The organism is Pseudonocardia sp. Ae505_Ps2 (assembly GCF_001932425.1).
Classification (GTDB): domain Bacteria; phylum Actinomycetota; class Actinomycetes; order Mycobacteriales; family Pseudonocardiaceae; genus Pseudonocardia.
Genome location: NZ_MCIP01000001.1, coordinates 3,806,238 through 3,828,467, shown reverse-complemented (window position 1 = coordinate 3,828,467; position 22,230 = coordinate 3,806,238). Strand labels below are relative to the sequence as shown.

The 22,230-nt window shown below is 76.1% G+C and carries 17 protein-coding genes; all 17 read right to left on the bottom strand.

Annotation, left to right across the window (positions count from 1 at the left end; translation table 11 throughout):
* Positions 1-70: 70 nt before the first annotated feature.
* The gene (locus Ae505Ps2_RS18300) at positions 71-925 is read right to left on the bottom strand and encodes a DivIVA domain-containing protein (protein ID WP_020624184.1); all 855 of its coding nucleotides are present in this window, start codon (positions 923-925) and stop codon (positions 71-73) included.
* A gap of 47 nt (positions 926-972) precedes the next feature.
* Positions 973-1,251 (bottom strand): YggT family protein, encoded by a 279-nt coding sequence (locus Ae505Ps2_RS18295; protein WP_075554268.1) that lies wholly within the window; start codon positions 1,249-1,251, stop codon positions 973-975.
* A gap of 21 nt (positions 1,252-1,272) precedes the next feature.
* Positions 1,273-2,022, bottom strand: coding sequence for a cell division protein SepF (gene sepF, locus Ae505Ps2_RS18290; protein WP_064485438.1), 750 nt, complete (start codon positions 2,020-2,022; stop codon positions 1,273-1,275).
* Positions 2,023-2,150: 128 nt separating this feature from the next.
* Positions 2,151-2,924, bottom strand: a complete 774-nt coding sequence (locus Ae505Ps2_RS18285) for a YggS family pyridoxal phosphate-dependent enzyme (RefSeq protein WP_249265295.1) — start codon at positions 2,922-2,924, stop codon at positions 2,151-2,153.
* 73 nt (positions 2,925-2,997) lie between these two features.
* Positions 2,998-3,720, bottom strand: a complete 723-nt coding sequence (gene pgeF / locus Ae505Ps2_RS18280; RefSeq protein ID WP_075311565.1) for a peptidoglycan editing factor PgeF — start codon at positions 3,718-3,720, stop codon at positions 2,998-3,000.
* A 71-nt stretch (positions 3,721-3,791) separates the two neighbouring features.
* Positions 3,792-5,210, bottom strand: a complete 1,419-nt coding sequence (gene ftsZ, locus Ae505Ps2_RS18275; protein WP_075305633.1) for a cell division protein FtsZ — start codon at positions 5,208-5,210, stop codon at positions 3,792-3,794.
* A gap of 213 nt (positions 5,211-5,423) precedes the next feature.
* Positions 5,424-6,497: an FtsQ-type POTRA domain-containing protein gene (locus Ae505Ps2_RS18270; protein WP_075305632.1), complete on the bottom strand. Its 1,074-nt coding sequence runs from the start codon at positions 6,495-6,497 to the stop codon at positions 5,424-5,426.
* A gap of 88 nt (positions 6,498-6,585) precedes the next feature.
* On the bottom strand, positions 6,586-8,001 hold the full coding sequence (gene murC, locus Ae505Ps2_RS18265) for a UDP-N-acetylmuramate--L-alanine ligase (RefSeq protein ID WP_075305631.1): 1,416 nt from the start codon (positions 7,999-8,001) through the stop codon (positions 6,586-6,588).
* Positions 7,998-9,074, bottom strand: a complete 1,077-nt coding sequence (locus tag Ae505Ps2_RS33535; RefSeq protein ID WP_051050412.1) for a UDP-N-acetylglucosamine--N-acetylmuramyl-(pentapeptide) pyrophosphoryl-undecaprenol N-acetylglucosamine transferase — start codon at positions 9,072-9,074, stop codon at positions 7,998-8,000. The genes murC and Ae505Ps2_RS33535 overlap by 4 nt, the downstream gene beginning before the upstream one ends.
* A 2,268-nt stretch (positions 9,075-11,342) precedes the next feature.
* The gene (gene ftsW, locus Ae505Ps2_RS18255) at positions 11,343-12,623 is read right to left on the bottom strand and encodes a putative lipid II flippase FtsW (protein ID WP_043277720.1); all 1,281 of its coding nucleotides are present in this window, start codon (positions 12,621-12,623) and stop codon (positions 11,343-11,345) included.
* Complete coding sequence (gene murD, locus Ae505Ps2_RS18250) at positions 12,620-14,038, bottom strand: UDP-N-acetylmuramoyl-L-alanine--D-glutamate ligase (RefSeq protein WP_075305630.1); 1,419 nt, start codon at positions 14,036-14,038, stop codon at positions 12,620-12,622. Before murD ends, ftsW begins: the two co-directional genes overlap by 4 nt.
* The gene (gene mraY, locus Ae505Ps2_RS18245) at positions 14,035-15,105 is read right to left on the bottom strand and encodes a phospho-N-acetylmuramoyl-pentapeptide-transferase (RefSeq protein WP_020627574.1); all 1,071 of its coding nucleotides are present in this window, start codon (positions 15,103-15,105) and stop codon (positions 14,035-14,037) included. The genes murD and mraY overlap by 4 nt, the downstream gene beginning before the upstream one ends.
* The gene (gene murF, locus Ae505Ps2_RS18240; protein WP_075553805.1) at positions 15,102-16,547 is read right to left on the bottom strand and encodes a UDP-N-acetylmuramoyl-tripeptide--D-alanyl-D-alanine ligase; all 1,446 of its coding nucleotides are present in this window, start codon (positions 16,545-16,547) and stop codon (positions 15,102-15,104) included. Before murF ends, mraY begins: the two co-directional genes overlap by 4 nt.
* A gap of 94 nt (positions 16,548-16,641) precedes the next feature.
* Positions 16,642-18,210 (bottom strand): UDP-N-acetylmuramoyl-L-alanyl-D-glutamate--2,6-diaminopimelate ligase, encoded by a 1,569-nt coding sequence (locus Ae505Ps2_RS18235; protein WP_139320250.1) that lies wholly within the window; start codon positions 18,208-18,210, stop codon positions 16,642-16,644.
* 410 nt (positions 18,211-18,620) lie between these two features.
* On the bottom strand, positions 18,621-20,447 hold the full coding sequence (locus tag Ae505Ps2_RS18230) for a penicillin-binding protein 2 (protein WP_083696096.1): 1,827 nt from the start codon (positions 20,445-20,447) through the stop codon (positions 18,621-18,623).
* A complete protein-coding gene (locus Ae505Ps2_RS32080) occupies positions 20,447-21,166 on the bottom strand; it encodes a hypothetical protein (RefSeq protein WP_075305628.1) in 720 nt (239 codons plus the stop codon). Before Ae505Ps2_RS32080 ends, Ae505Ps2_RS18230 begins: the two co-directional genes overlap by 1 nt.
* Positions 21,167-21,230: 64 nt before the next feature.
* The gene (gene rsmH / locus Ae505Ps2_RS18220; protein ID WP_075305627.1) at positions 21,231-22,229 is read right to left on the bottom strand and encodes a 16S rRNA (cytosine(1402)-N(4))-methyltransferase RsmH; all 999 of its coding nucleotides are present in this window, start codon (positions 22,227-22,229) and stop codon (positions 21,231-21,233) included.
* Position 22,230 lies beyond the last annotated feature (1 nt).

The window sequence follows — 22,230 nt, the reverse complement described above, 5'->3', positions numbered from 1 at the left end:
GGCAGCGGCACCTGTCCGCTACCCGGTCGTCGTCGGTCGTCCCCGGCGCCTGGGCGGCGCCGTGGGGCGGTCAGCTCCCGGTGTCGGCCCGCTGGCCGTACCCGGAGGCGGCGTAGCCGCCGTTCGAGCCCGACCTGGTGGCACCGGTGCCGTCCGACGGGGCAGCGGAACCGCGACCCTCCAGGTCACGCAGCTGCGACTCCAGGTAGGTCTTCAGGCGGGTGCGGTACTCCCGCTCGAAGGTCCGGAGCTCGTCGATCTTCTTCTCCAGAACGGACTTGTCGCGCTGGATGGCGCCCATGATCTCGTTCTGCTTGCGCTCGGCCTCGCTGACCAGGCCGGACGCCTTCTCGCGCGACTGGCGCTCGAGCGTCTCGGCCCGCGTGCGGGCGTCGTTGAGCATGGTCTCGGCGCGCGAGCGCGCGTCGTTGACCAGGCCGTCGGCCTTCGTCCGGGCGTCCGACAGGAGCTGCTCGGACTTGTTCCGGGCGTCCGACAGCATCGTGTCGGCCTCGTTCTTGGCCTCCGCGGTCAGGCGGTCCGCCATCTCCTGGGCGAGGCCCAGGACCTTGGCGGCCTGCACGTGGTGGTCACCGCCGTCGGCATCGGCGGGTCCGGCACCGGCCAGCTGCGGAGCGGGAGCACCCGCACCACGGCCCATCGGCGACGGCGAGGCGGCCATGACCTGGGTCTGCGCCGGAGCCGGCTGGCTCCGTGCCTCCTCCAGGTCGGCCTCGGCATCGCCGAGGCGCTGCTCCAGCTGCGCGACCTGGTCGCGCAGGTCGTCGTTCTCCCCGATCAGCCGGGCCAGTTCGGCCTCGACCAGATCGAGGAAGGCGTCGACCTCGTCCTCGTTGTAACCCCGCTTCCCGATCGGGGGTTTGCTGAACGCGACGTTATGAACGTCGGCGGGCGTCAGCGGCATCGGATCACCTCATGCGGTCCTCGGCGGCACTCCCGGGTGACTGGGGCTCATCCCAGGAGCTGTGATCTGACGGCGCTCATCGAGATGAACACCACCAGCAACAGAACCATAATCGACAGGTCCAGTCCTACGCCTCCGATACGGACCACGGGGATCACTCTCCGCAGCAACTTGACCGGAGGGTCGGTCGCGGTGAAGACGACCTCGAGCGCCACGGCGGGCACTCCGGCGGGTCGCCACTGGCGCGCGAACGACCGGACCATCTCGACGACGATCCGGGCCGCGAGCAGCAGCCAGAAGAAGAACAGGATGTAGTAGATCAACATCAGGATCGCGACGGCCACGACTCAATCCTGTCGGAAAGCTCCGCGCTCGGCGAGTCTCCGCGCGTCGTCCGCGGACACTTCGACGTCGGCCGGAGTGAGCAGGAACACCCGGTCGGTGACCTTGTCGATGCTCCCGCGCAGGGCGAACGCAAGGCCTGCGGCGAAGTCCACCAGGCGTTTCGCGGCCGCGCCGTCCAGATCCGTGAGGTTCATGATGACGGGCACACCGTCGCGGTAGCGCTCGCCGATGGTGCGGGCCTCGTTGTAGCTGCGGGGGTGCAACGTCGTGATCGACGCCGGTCCCGCGGCGGCCCGGTCGCGCTGCTCCGGCACCGGCGCGGGGGCGACGACGGGCTCGCTCCGCTCCTCGCGTGCCGGGCCCCGGAGGCTCTCCGGGTCCATCGCCAGCGCCCCGCGGACGGCCGCTCCGGCACCCCCTCCGAGGGGTGTCGGGAGGCTCCCGCGCTCCGGGACCAGCCCGAGCGTCTCCCGCTCGCCGCGTGGATCCTGCCGCACGGCGCGCGCCGGGCGGAGGGTCTCCCGCGCCGGGCGGGCTCCCCATCCGTCCTCGTAGCGCACCGCGGGCTCGTAGCGGTCGTCATCGTAGGACGCCTGGTCGGCGAACCGACCGGCCCCGGCGGACCAACGGTCACCGCGCGGGCCGGCGTGGTGCTCGTGGCCGCCCCGGTAGTGATCCGGTTCGTCCACATAGTCCATCTCGTCGGCCGGGACCATGCCGAAGTACGCCTTCAGCCGGTACATCGCGCTCATCCGCTGTCCCCTCGCAGTACTGCTCGACTCCGTACGCGTCCCAACCGCACGCGCACCCCGCGTTCTGGCGACGGTCTCGCCGGCGGCGCGGTGTCCGCCTCGTGCTCAGTACCCACACCCACCAGCGATTACTCGAAGGCTATCCGCCGATCCCCCACAAGGGCCGTACCGACACGCACCACCGTCGATCCGTGACCGATCGCCGACTCCAGGTCCCCGCTCATTCCGGCCGACAGAACCGTGGCCCCGGGGTGCCGTCCGACGGTCTCCCGGTGCGCCTGCGCGATCCGCTCGAACGCCGCGTCGGGCTCCCAGCCCAGCGGCGCGACGGCCATCAGCCCGGCCAGTTCCAGCCCCGGCAGCTCCGTGACCAGGTCGGTCAGCTCGACGAGCCCGTCCGGGGCGACGCCGCCGCGGTCGGGGTCGCCGTCCACGCTGTACTGCACGAGCACCGGCAGCGGGCCGCCGCGAGCCCCGGCGTCACGGGCCTTCGCGACCTCCTTGTCGATGGCGCGGGCCAGCCGCGGCGAGTCGACGGAGTCGATCCGTGTCACCCACGGGAGCACCGTCCGTACCTTGTTCCGCTGCAGCCCGCCGACGAAGAACCAGTCCGGGGCGGCGTCCGGGCGCAGGGCCCCGACCTCGTCCACCTTGGACGCGGCCTCCTGCGCGCGGTTCTCGGCGAAGGCGTCCAGCCCGAGATCCACCAGCGCGGCCACGTCGACGGCCGGGATCGTCTTGGTGACGGCGAGCAGGTCGATCTCGGAGGGGTCGCGGCCGGCGGCACGACAGGCCGCGGCCACCCGCTCGCGGACGGCGGCCAGTCGGTCGGTCAGTTCACCGACACGGTCGGCGGCGGGGGTACCGAGATCGGACACGGGATCGGGCACGGGATCGGGCACGGCGCCCATGGTTCCCGCCCGCGGGAGCGCCCGCGAGCCCCGCGTGGTGAGAATCGCCGGGCCGGGGTGCCGGTCAGCGCGGGTCGAGCCAGGTGACCGCGGCCTGGCGGCCGCAGCGGCCGTCGCGGCGGTGGCTGAACAGGTCCGGGTCCTCGACGGTGCAGCGCGGGTCGGTCGCGACCTTGGTGACGCCGAGGTCGGCGAGGCGGCGGACGAGACCGGCCCGCAGGTCCAGCCCGGCCGTGCCGGTGCGGGTGGTGGACGCGCTGCCCGGCAGCACGGCGTCGACCTCGGCACGCATGGCCGGGGGCACCTCGTAGCAGCGGCCGCAGACCGACGGCCCGAGCAGGACCTCCAGCCGTGCGGGCTCCGCGCCCAGCGCGGTCATCTCGGTCACGACGGCGTCGACGACCCCCGCGGCCGCGCCGACGCGACCCGCGTGGGCGGCCCCGACGACGCCGGCGACCGGGTCGCCCAGCAGCACCGGAACACAGTCGGCGGCGAGCACGGCGACACCGAGCAGCGGGACGTCGGTGACCACGGCGTCGACGTCGGCGATGTCCGGGGCGACGCCGCCCGTGCCGGGGCGGGCCCGCGGGGGCTCGCGCAGCACCGCGACGTCACGGCCGTGGACCTGGTTCAGGAAGACCAGACCGGACAGCGCGAGCTCACGTACGACCCGGGCCCGGTTCCCGGCCACCGCGGCCGGGTCGTCCCCGACCCCGGCGGACAGGTTGAACGAGGTGAACGGGCCCTCGGACCGGCCACCGGCGCGGGTGGTGGTGACCCGGCGGATGCGCGCGCGGCGGGTGCCGCCGGCGCGGGCCGCCGTGGTCGGGGCCGGGCCTGCTGAGTCCGGCACGCGGGTCAGCGCCGCATGAACGGCGGGACGTCCACCTCGTCCTCGACCGGCTCGGCCGGGCGCGTCGCGGAACTCCCGCCGACGGTGCCGTGCTGGGCCGGGGCCGACGTCGACGAGGCCGGCGCGGACATCGGGCCGCTCGGGACGGACGCGCCGTCGCCGCCGTGCTGCTGGGTGTCGCCCTGGCGCGGGGCCGGGGCGGTGGGCCGCTCGGGCGGCAGCACGCCGGTGCGCTCGGGCGCCGGCGTGGTGGCGGGCAGGTGCGGCGCCGACGGGGTGGTCGTGGTCGTCGCGGCCCAGCGGGACTGGCCCTGCGGCTGCTGCCCCTGCTGCTGATTCTGGTGCTGCTGGGCCTGGTGCTGCTGGGTCTGCTCGGACTGCTGCGGGGTCGCGGGCGACGCGGCCTGCTGGGCGGACCCGGCGGGCTTCTGGCTGCCGCGGGCGAACACGGCGGGCTCGAGCTTCTTGTGGGTCGGCGTGCCGCCCTCGAAGCCGGCCGCTATCACGGTGACCCGCACCTCGTCGCCGAGCGAGTCGTCGATCACGGTGCCGAAGATGATGTTCGCCTCGGGGTGCGCGGCCTCCTGGACCAGCGACGCAGCCTCGTGGATCTCGAACAGGCCGAGGTCCGAGCCGCCCGCGATCGACAGCAGCACACCCTGGGCGCCGTCCATCGACGCCTCGAGCAGCGGCGAGTTGATCGCCTTCTCGGCGGCCTGCACCGCGCGGCCCTCGCCGCGTGCGGACCCTATTCCCATCAGCGCCGACCCGGCACCGGACATGACCGACTTGACGTCGGCGAAGTCCAGGTTGATCAGGCCGGGGGTGGTGATCAGGTTGGTGATGCCCTGCACACCGGAGAGGAGCACCTCGTCGGCGGAGCGGAAGGCGTCCATCAGCGAGACGCCGACGTCGCCGAGCTGCAGCAGCCGGTCGTTCGGGATGACGATGAGGGTGTCGCACTCGTTGCGGAGCGCCTGGATGCCCTCCTCGGCCTGGCCGGCGCGACGGCGCCCCTCGAAGGTGAACGGGCGGGTGACGACGCCGATGGTCAGCGCACCCAGCTTGCGGGCGATCGACGCGACGACGGGCGCACCGCCGGTGCCGGTGCCGCCGCCTTCACCCGCGGTGACGAAGACCATGTCGGCCCCCTTGAGGACCTCCTCGATCTCCTCGGCGTGGTCCTCGGCGGCCTTGCCCCCGACCTCGGGGTTGGCGCCGGCACCGAGGCCGCGCGTCAGCTCACGGCCGATGTCGAGCTTCACGTCGGCGTCGGACATGAGGAGGGCCTGGGCGTCGGTGTTCACCGCGATGAACTCGACGCCCTTGAGGCCGACCTCGATCATCCGGTTGACGGCGTTGACGCCGCCGCCACCGATGCCGACCACCTTGATCACTGCCAGGTAGTTGTGCGGGGGCGTCATGCGCGGCACCTTCCAGTCGCTCGGGGTCCGGGGTTCGGGTGGGTCAAGCTCCGGGTGCCCCGGGCCTTCGAACGCGCACGCTAAGTGGAGTGCGGTGCCCGGGTCCAGCAGGCGCGCCGCGCAACGACAACACCCCGCTCGGGTGGTTCGTCTTCTCCCCCGATGGAAACGCGCAGGGTCGTCGTCCGGTCACCCGCTGCAGCGGGCGGGTGCTCAGCGTTGCCGGACGGTGACCAGCGACGGGCTGGAGACGTCGTAGACGGCGCCCGGGCGCTGCAGCACCGGCCCGAGGACCCGGGCCCGGGCGGCGGTCTGCCCGGTGTCCGCCCACGGGCCCCACAGGACCCGCCGGTCCTCGGTGAGCCCCAGCTCGAAGGTGGAACCGCCCCCGCCGAGCGACAGCGTCTGGACCTGGTCGCGGACCGGGACCGGGAGCGCCTGCAGGACGCCGACCGCGGCGAGGGTGGCGGGGTCGTCCGGGGCGATGCGCGGCAGCTGCAGCCGGGGCAGCCGCACGTCCGGCGGGGCGTCGCGGTAGACGAACCCGGTGACGTCGACGAGCTTCGGTCCGTCCGGTGTGTCGAGCACCGCGGCCGGAGTGCGTTCGGTCACGACCACCACCAGGGTGTCCGGCCAGGACCGGTCGACCTCCACCGCGGCGACGCCCGGGATGGCCGACACCCGGGCGGCGACGCCGTCGGTGTCCACCGCCGCGAGCGGGACCCCGGTCTGGTCGCCGGCGGCGTCCTCGACGTCGCGGACCGGGATCTGGCGGGTGCCGTCGACCCGCACGGTGGCCACCGGCGGGCCGTACCGCCCCAGCGCCCACCAGCCGGCCGCGGACACCCCGAGGAGCACGACGGCGGCGGTGGCCAGCAGGGCGACGAGGCGGCGGCGCCGGTAGCGGGGGTCGCGGCTGCGCGACCGTTCGGCCGCACGGGCCGCCGTGCGCTCCCGGACGGCGGCGGCCGCGCCGCGTCCCCTCCCCCGGCCCGCCGTCCCGGCCCGGTCGGTGCCGGCCGCCCCGTCGTCGGTCGCCCCGTCGTCGGCGTCGGCGGCGGTGTGGTCGGCGGCGGCAGCGTGGTCGGCCGCGGCAGTGTGATCGTCGGTGTCGGCGGGGGTCCCGGCGGTGCCACGGCGTCCGGCGCGGCGTTCGGCGGCACGGCGCTCGCGGATGCGGCGGGCACGCTCGGCGGCGCGCCGTTCCCGGTCCGGGTCACGGCGGCCCGACGAGCGGGCACCGTCCCGGGCCCGGTCGTCGCCGGTGTCCTGCTCGTCGCTGCTCATCGTGCCCCCGCTGTGCCGCCGGTCTGCCGCCGGTCTGCCGCCGCTGTCCCACTGCCGTGGCGCTGGTGTGGCGCTGCTGCCCGCGCGCTCACCCCTCGCCGGCGAGCTCCCGCAGGATCTCCGGCCCGAGCGCGGTGACGTCACCGGCGCCCATGGTGATCACGACGTCTCCGTCGGTCGCGAGCGCGGCGATCGCCGCGGGTGCCCGCTCCCACGAGGGGGCACGGTGCACCCGCTCGGCCGGCAACGTCACCGCGTCGGTGATGAGCGCCGGACCGACCCCGGGTTCGGGATCCTCCCGGGCACCGTAGACGTCGAGCACCATCACCTCGTCCGCCAGCGACAGCGACGCGCCGAACTCGGCGGCGAACAGCCGGGTGCGGGAGTACAGGTGCGGCTGGAACACGACCAGGACGCGGCCGCGCCGCCCGTTCCGGACCGGTGCGGCCTCGCGGGCGGCGCGCAGGGTGGCGGCGACCTCGGTGGGGTGGTGGGCGTAGTCGTCGTAGACCGACACGCCGCGGGCGCGGCCCTTGAACTCGAACCGGCGCTGCACCCCACCGAACCCGGCGAGCCCCTCCAGCAGCACGGCGGGGTCGGCCCCGACGGCGCGGCCGGCGAGCAAGGCACCGAGCGCGTTGAGGACCATGTGCTCACCCGGGACGCCGAGGGTGAGCTCGTGCTCGGCGTCGCCGGTGCGGAACCGGGCGCGGCAGCCGGTGCCGTCCGGGGTGAACTCGATCAGCCGGGCGTCGTGGCGGCCGGTCGCGGTGCGGCCGTAGCGCAGCACGGTGACGCCGGCCTGCTCCGCCCGCACGGCCACGGCCTCCGACCCGGGGTCGTCGGCGCAGGCGACCAGGGTGGCGCCGGGGACGAGCCGCTCCAGGAACCGCTCGAACACGGCCCGGTAGGCGGCCTCGTCGCCGTGGTGGTCGAGGTGGTCGGGCTCGACGTTGGTGACGATCGCGACCGACGGGGCGAACGCGGTGAACGAGCCGTCGCTCTCGTCGGCCTCGACGACGAACACGTCGCCGCTGCCGTGGTGTGCGCCCGACCCGGACACCGACAGGTCGCCGCCGATCGCGAACGACGGGTCGGCCCCGGCGTGCTGCAGGGCGACGGTGACCATCGACGTCGTCGAGGTCTTGCCGTGCGTCCCGGCGACGGCGACCAGCCGCCGTCCCTCGGTGAGCGCGGCCAGTGCGACCGCCCGGTGGACGACGTCGTAGCCGCGCTCGCGGGCGGCGGCCAGCTCCGGGTTGGTCTCCCGGATGGCGGTGGAGACGACCACGGTCGGCGGGGCCTCGCCGTCGTGCCGCAGGTGGGCTGCGTCGTGCCCGGTCTCGACGCGGGCACCGAGCGCACGCAGCGCCGTGACCGTGCGCGAGTCCCGCGCGTCGGACCCGGAGACCATGGCCCCGCGGGCGAGCAGGATCCGCGCGATCCCGCTCATCCCGGCGCCGCCGATCCCGATGAGGTGGACGTGGTCGGAGAGCACGCTCACCGGCCCGCCACCTCGAGGACGATGCGGGCGATCTTCTCGTCGGCCTCGCCGTGCCCGGCGGCGCGGGCGCGTCGGCCCATGGCCAGGGCCAGGTCGGGGTCGGTGAGCATCGGCATCAGTTCGTCGATCGCGCGGTCGCCGTTCATGTCCTCGTCCTGCACGAGCTTGCCACCCCCGGCCTCGACGACCGGACGGGCGTTGAGCGCCTGCTCGCCGTTGCCGTGCGGCAGCGGTACGTACACCGCGGGCAGCCCGACGGCGGTCAGCTCGGCGACGGTGGTCATGCCCGAGCGGCCCAGGACGACGTCCGCGGCGGCGTAGGCGAGGTCCATCCGCTCGATGTAGGGCACCGGCACGTAGCCGGGCCGCGGGTCGGCGGGAGTGCCGCCCTTCCCGTACGCGTGCAGCACCGAGATGCCGCGCTCGGTGAACGCCGGCAGCGAGGCGGCGACCGCCTCGTTGAGCGTCCGGGAGCCCTGGGAGCCGCCGAAGACCAGCAGCACCGGGCCGTGCGGCGGCAGGTTGAAGTACGTCCGGGCCTCCGGCCGCAGCGACGCCCGGTCCAGGGTGGTGATCGAGCGGCGCAGCGGCATCCCGACCACCTCCTCGTTCGCGAGGCCGGTACCGGGCACCGCGACGCAGACGGCGGAGGCGAACCGCGCACCGACCTTGTTCGCGAGCCCGGCGCGGGCGTTGGCCTCGTGCACGACGATCGGCACCCGGCCGCGGGCGCCCAGGTAGGCGGGCAGCGAGACGAACCCGCCGAACCCGACGACGACGTCGGCCTCGGCCGCCTCCAGCACCTCCCGGACCCGCTTCACCGCACCGCGGACGTTGCCGGGGAGCTTGAGCAGGTCGGCGGTGGGCTTGCGGGGCAGCGGCACCGGCGGGATCAGCTCGAGCGGGTAGCCGCGGGCCGGGATCAGCTGGGTGTCGAGGCCCTTCTCGGTGCCGAGCGCGGTGATCCGGGCCCCCGGGACGAGCCGGCGGATCGCGTCGGCGACGGCCAGCGCGGGCTCGATGTGCCCGGCCGAGCCACCCCCGGCGACGACGACCGACAGGCCGCCCGACACCGGGCCCGGTGCCTGCTCCCCGGCGGGACGCGTGGTGGCGGGGCCGCCGGTGCGGGTCGCGTCGGGGGCCGTGGGTCCGGGCACGCCGGGTCCCTGCACACCCTCGACCTGCGGGCTCTGCTGCGGGCCGGTCGGCTGCGGACCGGTCGGCTGGGGACCGGTCGGCTGGGGACCGGTCGGCTGGGGACCGGTCGGCTGGGGACCGGTCGGCTGGGGACCGGGTCCCTGGAAGCCCTGGGGCTGCGGGGCGCCGGGATCCTGGGGGTTCTGCGGGGCACCCGGGCCCTGCTGCCCGGGCGCGCCGGGGCCCGGCCGACCGGGAGCGCCGGGGCCGTACTGACCGGGGGCACCCCGTCCACCGGGGCCGTACTGGCCGGGGGCGCCGGGACCTGCCGAGCCGAACCCGCCCGGGCGGAACGGGCCGGTCCCCGCGGGACCCGGTCGTCCGGGGCCCGCGAACCCGGGCGCCGGGCGGCCGGGGCCCTGCTGTCCCGGGGCCGGACCGGGTCCCTGCTGTCCCGGGGCCGGGCCGGGGCCCTGCCTGCCGGGTGCGTGGGGGTGGTGCGAACCGGTGCCGGTCAGGGCGTTCGGGCCGGTCGGGCCGGGGCGCCCGAACTGCTGCGGGCCGGGTCCGCCGGGGCCCTGCGGGCCGACGCCGGGACGGCCGGGCGCGTACGGGCCGGGGGCGAACCGGCCGTGCGGCGGGACCGGACCGCGGGGGCCGGTCGCCGACAGGGCGCCCGGCTCGGGCCCGCTCTGCGGACCGGTGGCGGTGACGCCGGCGTGCTCGCGCTCGTCGGGCCGGCCCGGGCGCTGCTGCGGAGCCGACGGGGGCCGGGCCTGCTGCCGACCGGTTCCCGACGACCCGTCCGCCGAGGCGGCGGCCGGGAGCCCTGCGGTGTCACCGGCGGCCTGCGCGACGGTCGGCGGTTCGTCGGGGGCCGCCTGCTCACCCCGGGCGTCGGCGACGGGCCGCTGCGGGCCGGTCCCGGCGTCGGGTCCGGACGCGTCGGCCGTGTCCGGGCCGGTGCCGTTCGGCGCAGCCCCGTTCGGCACGGCACCGTTCGGCACGGCACCGTTCGTTCCGGTGCCCTCCGCACCGGCGCCCTGCGGGACCGTGGTGTGCGGCGTGGCGACGGTGGGGCCGGTGTCCGTCGCGGACCCGCCGGGGACCTCGGGTCCCGGACCGGCGGCGGGGCCGTCCTGCGCCGGGCCGGTGCGCGGCACGCCGTTCACCGGGTCGCCGGACCGGGTCGGATCCGCGCCGTCCGCCGGGCCGCGGTCCGCCGGCGCCGATCCACCGCGTCCGGTGCTCGCGCGCGGGGTGAACAGGTCGTCGGCCGCACCGGGTCGCGCCGGCATCGCCGCGGGGGGCACCGGTCGCCCGGGCCGACGACGCGGCAGGCCACCCGGCTGCCCTCCGGCGTCGTCGGAACGCGGGGCACCGTTGCGGCCGCGCGGCCCACCGTCCGGGGCGCCGTCCTGGCCGCCGGTCACGGCGTTCGGGCCCTGCGGGGCGCCCTGGTCCCCGCCCCCGGCAGCGCCGCGCGGAGCCCCGTTGCGCGGGGCCCCGTTCAGCGGGGCCCCCTTGCTCGGGTCGCCGTTCTGCGGAGCGCCGTTGCCCGGGTCGCCGTTCTGCGGAGCGCCGTTGCCCGGGGCGCCGTTGCGCGGAACGCCGTTGGAGGGGCCGTCGTTGCGCGGAGCACCGGTGGGCGGGGCCTCGTGGCGGTCGGTGCCGTCCGGCCGGGGCTCCTCGTGCGCGGCGCCGCCCACCGGCCGTGCCGCACCGCGGTCGCCGTGCGCGACGCCGTTCGTGCCCTGCGACCCACTCCCGTTCAGCGGGCGGGCACCCGGGCGCCGGGACTGCGCGTGCGGGTCCCACCCGGTCCCGGGCAGCCGCTGCGGCCCACGCGCGCCCTGCGGCTCCCCCGGCTCCGCGGAGGGCAGTCCCGAGGGGGGCTGCGGCGACGAGGGGGGCTGTGCCGACGGGGGTTGCGCGGGGGCGCTGAACAGGTCGGAACCCGACGGGGTCTCCGCAGGCCAGGCCGGGCGCCCACCCGTGCCACCCGCTCCGTCGGGCCCGCCGAAGACCACACCGTCCGGCCGGACCTCGTGGGGCCCGGGAGCACGGCCGCCCATGGTCGGACGCCGGCCGGGCTCCCGGCCCGAGCCGGTGCCGTCGTTCCCGCCGGTCTGATCCGTACCCGTCACGCTCTCGTGCCCCTTGCGTCGTCCGTCGTGTCCGCTTCCACCCGGGGTGGGAGCGCCCTAACGCGCCGCCCACCGCGACACCGGGACCGGTGCGCGGTAGGGCTGCGGCAACGGCAGGCGCAGCAGCTTCGCCAGCCGCCCCTGCCCGTCCTTCCGGAGCGCGGCGACCGCCTCCGGTTCGTGCCGGGCCGCGTTCGTGAGCAGCCCGAACAGGAACATGGTCACCACCAGCGAGGTACCGCCGGAGGAGATCAGCGGGAGCTGCAGCCCGGTCACCGGCAGCAGTCCCACGACGTACCCGATGTTGATCGATGCCTGGACGACCAGGCCCGCCGTCGACGTCGCGACGACGATCCGCAGCCACGGGTCGGTGTTGCGGGCGGCGATCCGCATGCCGGTGTAGGCCAGCGTCGCGAACAGTGCGAGCACCGCTCCCGCCCCGACCAGCCCCAGCTCCTCCCCGATGATCGCGAAGATGAAGTCGTTGTGGGCGTTGGGCAGGTAGTCCCACTTCGCCCGGCCCTGGCCGAGCCCGACGCCGAACAGGCCGCCGTCGGCGAGCGCGTACAGCGCCTGCGTCGCCTGGTACGCCGGACCCAGCGGGTCCGCCGACGGCGACAGGAACGCCGTGATCCGACTGGCCCGGTAGCCGGCGGTCAGCCCGAGGATCACCGCACCGGCCAGGCCGCCGCCCGCGATCAGCGCGAGCAGCTTCACCGGGGCACCGCCGAAGTACAGCAGCGCGAGCATGATGATCCCGACCGAGATCGTCATGCCCAGGTCGGGCTCCAGCACGAGCAGCGTGAAGATCACCAGCGTCACCGGCACGACCGGGTTCAGCGCGTGCTTCCAGCGGTGCATCACCGCGCGGCGGGCGGCCAGCACGTGCGCGCCCCACAGCGTCAGCGCGATCTTCGTGCCCTCCGACGGCTGCAGCGACACCGGGCCGAACGCGAACCACGACCGGGCACCCCCACGCAGCGCGCCGATCCCCGGGATCAGCACCAGGACCAGCGCGACCAGCCCGATGATCAGCAGCACCGGTGCCGCGGCCCGCAGGCGTCGCGGCGGCACACGCAGCCCCACGTAGAACAGCACGAGCCCGACCCCGCAGAACATCAGCTGGCGGGTGAACACCGAGTACGACGAGCCGTCGCCGACCGACGACGCCGACAGCACCATCACCAGCCCGAACAGGGTCAGCAGCCCGAAGACGCCGAGGATCAGGTGCAGCGAGGTCAGCGGCCGGCGCAGCCAGCGCCGCAGCCGCCGCACGGCCCCGCTGGCGCCGGTGACGGCGACCTGGCCGAGCGTGCGGTCCGGCGCCGCCGGGCTCACCGGGACACCCCGGCGGCGGCCAGATCGGCGACGGCCGCGGCGAACGCGTCGCCGCGGTGGGCGTAGTCGCGGAACTGGTCCATCGAGGCGGCGGCCGGGGCGAGCAGCACGACGTCGCCGGGGCGGGCCAGGCCGGACGCGCGGCGGACCGCGGCCGGCATCGGGTCCTGCAGGTCGGAGGGCGCCATCGGGCCATCGTGTCCCGGCGCGACCTCGTGCACCGGGAGGCCGGGCGCGTGTCGCGTCAGTGCCTCGACGATCGGTGTCCGATCCGTCCCGATCACGACGATCCCGGCCAGCCGCTCGGCGTGCGCGGCGGCGAGCAGGCCGAACTCGGCCGGGTCCACCCCCTTGAGCAGCCCGCCGACCACCCAGACCGCGCGGGCGCCGGGCCGGCGGGCGGCGACGGCGGCCAGCGCGGCCCCGGCGGCGTGCGGGTTGGTCGCCTTCGAGTCGTCGAGGTAGGTGACACCGGCGTGCTCGCCCACCGGGGCGCTGCGGTGCGGGCCGGGGGTGAACGCCGCCAGGGCCGCGCCGATGTGGGTCGGGTCGACACCGTGCGCGCGGGCCAGCGCGGCCGCGGCGAGCGCGTCGGTGATCCCGGGCGGCCCCGGAGGGACGACGGCGTCGGCCGCGAGCAGCTCCCCGCCGCCGAACGCGCGGTCGGTCAGCACCCCGTCGGCGACGCCGAGCTGGTCCGGCCCGGGGGCGGACAGCGTGATCCCGACCCGGCGCGGAGCCGGGGCCCGTGCCAGCAGCCGGGCCGCGACGGCGTCGTCGACCCCGCCGACGGCGACGTCACCGACCAGTGCGCGGGCCTTCGCCGCGGCGTAGGCGTCCATCCCGCCGTGCCAGTCCAGGTGGTCCTCGGCCACGTTGAGCACCACGCCCGCGGCCGGGCGCACCGACGGCGACCAGTGCAGCTGGAAGCTCGACAGCTCGACGGCGAGCACCGCGTGGCCCGCGGCGACCGCGGTGACCACCGGGTGGCCGATGTTGCCGCAGGCGACGGCGTCCACCCCGGCGCGCGCGAGGATCGCGGCGAGCATCTCGGTGGTGGTGGTCTTGCCGTTGGTGCCGGTCACCACCAGCCAGGACGGCGGCGTGTCGCGCAGGGCGCCGAGCCGCCAGGCCAGCTCCGGCTCCCCGATCACCTCGACACCGAGCCCGGCGGCCTCGGCGACCAGCGGGTGGTCGGGGCGTCGCCCCGGCGAGGTGACGACCGTACGGACCCCCTCGGGGATCCCGCCGCCGCGCCACGGCTCGACGCCGTCGGGCAACGAGGCCAGCGCCTCCTCCCGGTCGTCGGACAGCAGCACCCTGCTGCCCGCGTCCACCAGGGCCGACGCGGCCGCGAGACCGGAGACACCGGCCCCCGCGACCAGGACGGGTCCCCCGCCGAACGGGCCGCTCATCCGGAACCCGACATGGACAACCACTCGGAGTAGAAGATGCCCAGCCCCATCGCCGCGCAGATCGCGGCGAGCAGCCAGAACCGGATGATGACCGTCGTCTCGGCCCATCCGGCCAGCTCGAAGTGGTGGTGGAAGGGCGCCATCCGGAACAGCCGCCGCCGCGAGGTGCGGAACACGATGATCTGCAGCGACACCGACAGCGCCTCGACGACGAACACGCCGCCGATGACGACGAGCAGCAGCTCGGTGCGGGTCACCATGGACAGGCCGGCGAGCAGGCCGCCGAGCGCCAGCGAGCCGGTGTCGCCCATGAAGATGCGGGCCGGCGCGGCGTTCCACCACAGGAACCCGATGCAGCCGCCCATCGCGGCGGCGGCGACCAGGCCGACGTCGAGCGGGTCGCGGACCTCGTAGCAGCCGGCCGTCGCGGCGATCGCGCAGTTGTTGCGGAACTGCCAGAACGCGATGATCACGTAGGTGCCGAGCACCATCGCGGCGGTGCCCGCGGCGAGGCCGTCGAGACCGTCGGTGAGGTTCACCGCGTTCGACCAGGCGGCGACGATCAGGTTGCACAGCAGCACGAACCCGACGACGCCGAAGCTCAGCACCGTGATGTCGCGGACGAACGACAGGCTCTCCGAGGCCGGGGCCAGGTTGCGCTCGTTGACGAAACGCACGGCGAGGATGCCGAAGATCGAGGCGGTCAGCACCTGGCCGACGATCTTCGAGGTCTTGTTGAGGCCGAGGTTCCGCTTGCGGCGCAGCTTCAGGTAGTCGTCGAGGAACCCGACGACGCCCAGCGCGGTGGTCAGGAACAGCACCAGCAGCGCCGAGGCGGTGATCGGCTCCCGGGTGAACGCGTGCGAGCCCAGGTAGCCGACCCAGATGGCGAGCAGGATCGCCACGCCGCCCATCGTCGGCGTACCGCGCTTGGACTGGTGGCTCTGCGGGCCTTCCTCGCGGATCTCCTGCCCGAAGCCCTGCCGCGCGAAGAAGCGGATCAGGTACGGGGTGAGCAGGATCGACACCGCGAGCGCCAGGCCCGCGGCCAGGAACAGGCCTCTCACCGGTACACCGGTCCTTCGGTCGTCAGCAGGCCGGCAGCGAGCCGCTCCAGCCCGGCGCTGCGGGAGGCCTTGACCAGCACGACGTCGCCGGGCCGGGTCCGCTCCCGCAGCAGGGTCAGGGCGGCGGGCAGGTCGGCGACGTGCTCGGCGCCGGGCCCGTAGTCGGGCGCCCCGACGGCGACCACCAGGGCCCCGGCGGCGCGTGCGTACTCCGCGACCCCGGCGTGCTCGGCGGCCGCGTCGTCCCCGATCTCGGCCATCGGGCCGAGCGCCGCCCAGGCCCGGCGGTCCGGACCGGCGATCTGCCCGAGCGCGTCGATCGCGGCGCGGACGGACTCGGGGTTGGCGTTGTAGGCGTCGTTGACGACGGTCACCCCGTCGGCGCGGTCGGTGACCTCCATCCGCCAGCGCGACGCCGGCGACGCCGCGGACAGCGCCGCCGCGATCCCGTCCGGGGTGCCGCCCAGCTCCAGGGCGACCGCGGCGGCGGCGAGGGCGTTGGAGACCTGGTGCTCCCCCACCAGCCGCAGCGCGACGTCGGCCGACCCGGCCGGGGTGACCAGCCGGAACGACGCCCGACCCGAGGTCAGGGCGACGTCGGTGGCCCGCACGTGCGCGTCCGCGGCGCGTCCGAAGGTGACGACCCGGGCGGAGGTGCGGGACGCCATGGCGGAGACCAGCTCGTCGTCGGCCTTGAGGACGGCGACGCCGCCCCGCCCGCCGGGCAGGTCGCCCGGGGGCAGCGCCTCGACCAGCTCGCCCTTGGCCGTGGCGATCGCGGCGCGGGACCCGAACTCGCCGAGGTGGGCGGAGCCGACGTTGAGCACGACCCCGATCCGCGGTGGCGCGATCGCGCACAGCGCGGCGATGTGGCCGATCCCGCGGGCGGAGAACTCCAGCACGAGGTTGCGGGTGCCCGCGTCGGCGCGCAGCGCGGTGTACGGCGTGCCGAGCTCGTTGTTGAACGACTCCGGCGGCGCGACGGTCGGCCCCAGCGGGGACAGCACCGCGGACAGCAGGTCCTTGGTGGAGGTCTTGCCCGCCGATCCGGTCACGCCGACGACGGCGAGCCCCGGCAGGGCGCCCAGCACGTGCCGAGAGAGGCGGCCGAGCCCGGCCAGGACGGCGGCGCCGGTCCCGTCGGGGTCGACCGCACCGAGGTAGGTCTGGCTGTCGCGCCCCTCGACCGGCGGCACGACGATCGCCGGGGCGTCGACCTCGCGGCCCGCCAGCACCGCGGTCGCCCCGCGGGTGACGGCCTGCGCGGCGAAGTCGTGGCCGTCGGCCCGCTCCCCCGGCAGCGCCAGGAACAGCCCGCCCGGCCCGATCCTCCGGGAGTCGAACTCGACGGCGGTGACCGGTGCGGCGGCGGTCTCGTCGTCGATGCGGTGCAAGCGCCCGCCGGTCACGGCCGCGATCTCCGCCGGCGTCATCTCGATCATCGCCCGCTCGCCTCCACCGGTCCGATCCGTCCTCCTGCCCGTGCGCGGGCCGTGCCGGGTGCCGGCACGGCCCGCCGTGGTGTCCCGCGGCGCGTCACGTCGCCGCCCGGATCGCCGCCACCAGCTCGTCGGTGTCGTCGAACGGGTACTTGACGCCGTTGATCTCCTGGCCCGCCTCGTGGCCCTTCCCGGCGACCACCACGGCGTCGCCGGGGCGGGCGGAGCGGACCGCGTAGACGATCGCGCTGCGCCGGTCGCCGATCTCGATGACGTCGCCGCGGGCGGGCTCGGCGAACGCGCCGTCGAGCATCGCGCGGCGGATCGCGCCGGGGTCCTCGCTGCGGGGGTTGTCGTCGGTCACGACGAGCACGTCGGACCGGATCGCGGCGGCGGCGCCCATCAGCGGGCGCTTGCCGGTGTCGCGGTCCCCGCCGCAGCCGAGCACGGTGATCACCCGCGCGTGCGGGCGGACCTGGCGGCGCAGCGCGGCGAGCAGGGCGGCGACGGCGGCGGGCTTGTGCGCGTAGTCGACGACGCCCAGCCAGGGCTGACCGGCGTCGACGCGCTGCATCCGACCCGGCACCGATGCCCGGGCGAACCCGGCCGCGGCCGTCTCCGGGGCGATCCCGTCGGCGTCGAGCACGGCCAGCGCGACGAGCGCGTTCGCGACGTTGTAGCGGCCGGGCAGGCTCAGCGTGACCGGCACGGCGAGCCCGCCGGGGCCGACCGCGGTGAAGGTCTGGGTGCCGTCGGGGTGGGCGGTGAGGTCGCGGACCGTCCAGGTGGCGTGCGGGCCGCGCGGTTCGGAGGAGACGGTGACCACGTCGCGGTGGCGGGCCGCCAGCCGGCGGCCCCACTCGTCGTCGACGCAGACGACCGCGTGCCGCGCGGCCTCCACCCCCGCCCCGCCACCGCCGAACAGCCGGGCCTTGGCCTCGAAGTAGTCGGTCATCGTGGGGTGGAAGTCCAGGTGGTCCTGGGACAGGTTGGTGAAGGCCCCTGCGGTGAACCGGGAGCCGCCGACCCGGCCGAGCTCGAGCGCGTGGCTGGAGACCTCCATGGCCACGTCGGTCACGCCGGCCTCGACCATGACCGCGAACAGCGCCTGCAGGTCCGGCGCCTCGGGGGTGGTGAACGCGCTGGGGAGCGCCCTGGCCGGGCTGCCGGGGACCTGCACCCGGGTCCGGACGGTGCCGAGCAGGCCGGTGGCCCGCCCGGCGGCGGTCAGGCCCGTCTCCAGCAGGTGCGCGACGGTCGTCTTGCCCGAGGTGCCGGTCACCCCGAGCACCCGAAGCCGGGCGGTGGGCTCGCCGTAGACGGCGGCCGAGACCGGCCCGAGGACCTCGCGCGGGTTCGGGTGCACCAGCACCGGGAGCCGGGAGTGCCGGATCTCGGCGCGGTCCGCGCCGGCGGCGTCGGTGAGGATCGCGCCGGCGCCGGCGGCGATGGCCTGCGCGGCGAAGTCGGCGCCGTGCGCCCGGGCGCCGGGCAGCGCCGCGAACAGGTCGCCGGGGCGCACCGAGCCCGCCCGCAGGGTCGCGCCGGTGACGGTGTGCGGCCCGGCGGCGGGGTCGAGCAGGGGGCCGGGGCCGCTGCCCGCGGTGCGCGGGTTCAGCTCGGCACCGGCGAGCCGCCCGAGCAGCGCGACGTCGACCGGGCGCACCTGCGAGGGGCGCTCCGGCAGCGACTCGAGCGGACCCGCCACGTCACCCGTCCCCGTCCGGTCGCCGACCACGCCACCCGGCCCGCCGTCGTGCGCGGTTCCGCCGGTGCTCCGGGAGCGGGCGGTGGCTGCGGTGTGGAGGTCGGGCACAGGGCCGGAGGTTACCGACCGGCACGGGCCGCCCCTCCCCCCGGTCGGACGCCCCCGACCGCTCGCGGAGGCGGTCGCGGCGGGCGGCGGACAGACGACCGGCACCCGGCCGTCCGACCAGCCGGATACGGCCATCCGGCGCAGGTTCCGGTCCGGTGGGCGGGCCGCCGGGCAGGGCGCACGGCGGCCCGGCCGGCACCCGTACGGGTGGGCAGCGGCCGGGACCGCCCGACGCAGCCGGACCGCACCCGGCCGCGCCGTCACCTGATCTGCAGGGTCTGCACCGGGGCGGGCGTCGTCTGCACCGGCACGGCGTCGCGCTGGGCCAGGTAGGAGGCGATGTCGTGGAACAGCGGGGCCGCGCTCGTCCCGCCCTTCGGGGCGTCGAGCATGATCCCGATCACGAACCGCGGGTCCTGGGCCGGGAGCATCCCGGCGAAGGTGATCCAGTACTGGGAGCGCGAGTACGCCCCGGTCGCCGGGTCCACCTGCTGGGCGGTGCCGGTCTTGCCCGCGACCTCGTAGCCGGGCACCGCGGCGGCGGGCCCGGTGCCGGACTGGCCGTGCGCCTTCTGGGTGACGGCGGTGAGCATCGTCCGCAGCGTCTGCGCGGTCTGCGGCGACATCACCTGCACCGGCTCGGGTGCCTCGGTCGGTACCCGGACGCCGTCCGGGCCGGTCGTCGCGGCGACGATCCGCGGCGGGATGCGGACGCCGTCGTTGGCGATGGCCTGGTACATCCCGGCCATCTGCAGCACGGTCATCGACAGCCCCTGCCCGATCGGCAGGTTGCCGAAGGTGGAGCCGGACCAGGTCGCGCGGGCCGGGACGCGCCCACCGCTCTCGCCGGGCAGCCCGACACCGGTCTTCTGCCCGATGCCCATCTTCGCGAGCATGTCCGAGAAGCGGTCCTCGCCGACCTTCTGCGCGGTCATCAGCGTGCCGACGTTGGAGGACTTCGCCAGCACACCGGTCAGCGTGTAGTGGTCGAGGCCGTGCTCCCAGGCGTCCTTGATCGTCCGGTCGGCGACCTCGATGCTGCCGGGCACGGCCAGCACGTCGTCGGGCTTGGCGACGCCGGCCTCCAGCGCGGCGGCCATGGTGACCACCTTGTTGACCGAACCGGGCTCGAACGGCGTGGTGACGCCCTTGTTTCCCAGCGTGTTCGGGTCCGCGGACAGCAGCTGCGCCGGGTCGAACGAGGTGTTGTCGGCGAGCGCGAGCACCTGCCCGGTCGCCCGGTCGAGGACGACGGCCGACCCGCTGCGCGCCTCGGCGCGGCCCGCGTAGTCGGCCAGCATCCGCTGCACCTGGAACTGCAGGTCGGAGTCGATGGTGAGCTGCACGTCGGAGCCGGACACCGCGGCCTGTTCGGAGCGCACGCTGCCGGGGATGACGGTGCCGCTGCCCTCGGCGGTGTCGGCGATCTGGAAGCCGTCGCGCCCGGCGAGCAGGGCGTCGTCGGAGGACTCCAGGCCGATCCGGCCGATGAGCTTCTGCGCGTCGGCGCTCCAGGTCGCGGCGCCGATGATGTTCGAGGCGAGCGTCCCGTTCGGGTACTGGCGCGCCTCGCGGCTCTCCTCGGCGATCTCCGGGAACTGCCTGCGCAGGTCACGGGCGGGCCCGGGGTCGACCGCGGTGGCCATCACGACGTAGCCGCGGTCGCTGTTCAGCGCCCGCTTCAGCTCCTCGGGGTCGCCGTGGGTCACCGCGGCGACGGCCTCGGCCATCCGGTTCTTGTAGGCGACCGCGTCCGCGCCCTTGGTCGAGTTGATCAGACGCGGGTTGGTGACGAGCGCCTTGGACTCGGTGGAGAAGGCCAGGACGGCGCCGTTGCGGTCGGTGATGGATCCGCGCTCGGCCGGAACGACGATCCGGCTGGCGCGCTGCTTCTCCGCGTCCGCGGTCAGCGTGCCCGCCTGCACCGTCTGGACGACGACGAGCTTCGCCCCGGACACCAGCAGCAGGGCGGCCAGCGCCACCCAGGCCAGGCGCAGCCGGAACCGCGGGTCGTCGGCCGGGGACCGGCGCCGTCCGCCCCGTGGGCCCTGCCCCCGCGGCCGGGGGCGCGGCGGCGCGTAGACCATCAGTTCCCGCCCGCCGCCCGGGTGTCGGCCGGGACCTCGCGCTCGGTGCCCTCACCGGCACCCTGACCAGCATCCTGCCCGGCGCCCTGACCGGCGCCCGCGGCCCCGCCCGGGGCGGCGTCGCCGCCCTCGGCGGCCGGGTCGGAGGTGGCGGCACCCGGCTGGCCCGCCGGCGGCGCGGGCGGGGTCTGCGGTGCCGGTGCGTCGGCGGCGGGCGGCACGGGTGGCACGGCCGGGGCCGCGGCGACGGCGGCCATCGGCTCCCCGACGACGTCCACGCGTCCGTCCGGGGCGACGACCAGGCGCGCCGGGTCGGTCACCCGGACCATGCCCTGGGCGGCGGCGCGGTCGGCGAGCGAGCCGGGGCTCTGCAGCACCGTGACCTCCTTGCGGAGCGCCTCGGACTGCTCGGTGAGCGACGCGGTCCGCTCCCGGGCCGCCTGCAGCGCGTAGGAGTCGGCCGCCGCGGCGGTCGACAGCCACAGCGTCGCGATCAGACCCGAGACCAGCAGCACCATCACGACCAGCACGAACTTTGCGCGGCCGGTGTTCTCCCTGGCCGCGGTGCGGCGGCGCTGGTCGGCCACCCGGCGGGCGTCGCCGGGGCCGCGCTGGGCCGGGATCCGCGGGGGCGCCGCGGTGCGACGGCTCTGGCGGGTGTCGGGCCGTGCCCGGCCACCGCCCGGGGTGCCCGGGCGCTCGATGACGGGTGTGCTCATCGGGGGTTCCTGCCTCTCCGCCGTGCCGGTACTGCCTGCGTGCTCGGGGCCGTGCCACGGGTGCTCACGGCCCGTCCTCCACGCGCTGGGCCGCGCGCAGCCGCACCGGGGCGGCCCGCGGGTTGCGGGCGACCTCGGAGTCGGACGCCTGTTCGGAGCCCCGGGTCAGCAGCCGGAACTCCGGTCCGTGTCCGGGGAGCTCCACCGGCAGGTCCACCGGGGTCCGCGAGCGGACGCGCTCGGCGAACACGCGCTTGGTGATCCGGTCCTCCAGCGAGTGGTAGGACAGGACGACGATCCGCCCGCCCGGGGCGAGCGCGTCCAGCGCCGCGGGCAGCGCGTCGCGCAGGACCTCGAGCTCGCGGTTCACCTCGATGCGCAGGGCCTGGAAGGTCCGCTTCGCCGGGTGCCCGCCGGTGCGCCGGGACGCGGCCGGGACCACGCCGTAGAGCAGCTCGACGAGCTCGGTGCTGCGGGTGAAGGGGCGCTTCTCCCGGGTCCGGACGATCGCGTTCGCGATCGGGCCCGCGAACCGCTCCTCGCCGTACTCCCGCAGGATCCGGCGCAGCTCACCGGCGGTGTAGGAGTTCAGGACGTCGGCGGCGGTCGACCCGGTGGTCGGGTCCATCCGCATGTCGAGGTCAGCGTCGCGAGAGTAGGAGAAGCCACGGGCGTCCTCGTCGAGCTGGAGCGAGGACACGCCCAGGTCGAACAGGATCCCGTCGGCGGCGGGCACCCCCGCCTGCTCCAGTGCGCCGGCGACGTCGTCGTAGACGGTGTGCACCCGGTGCAGCCGGTCGGCGTAGGCGGTGAGCCTGCGGCCGGCGAGCTCCAGGGCCTGCGGGTCCCGGTCCATGCCGACGACGGTCAGCCTGGGGTGCGCGGCCAGCAGCGCGGCCGCGTGGCCGCCCATGCCGAGGGTGGCGTCCACGTAGACCGCGTCCCGGTCGCGCAGGGCGGGGTCGAGCAGCTCGGTCACCCGCTCCAGCAGGACCGGGGTGTGCCGGTCACCGGGCGCGCGCTCGTCGCGCGGGGTGGCGCCGTCGCCGGAAGTTCCGTCCACG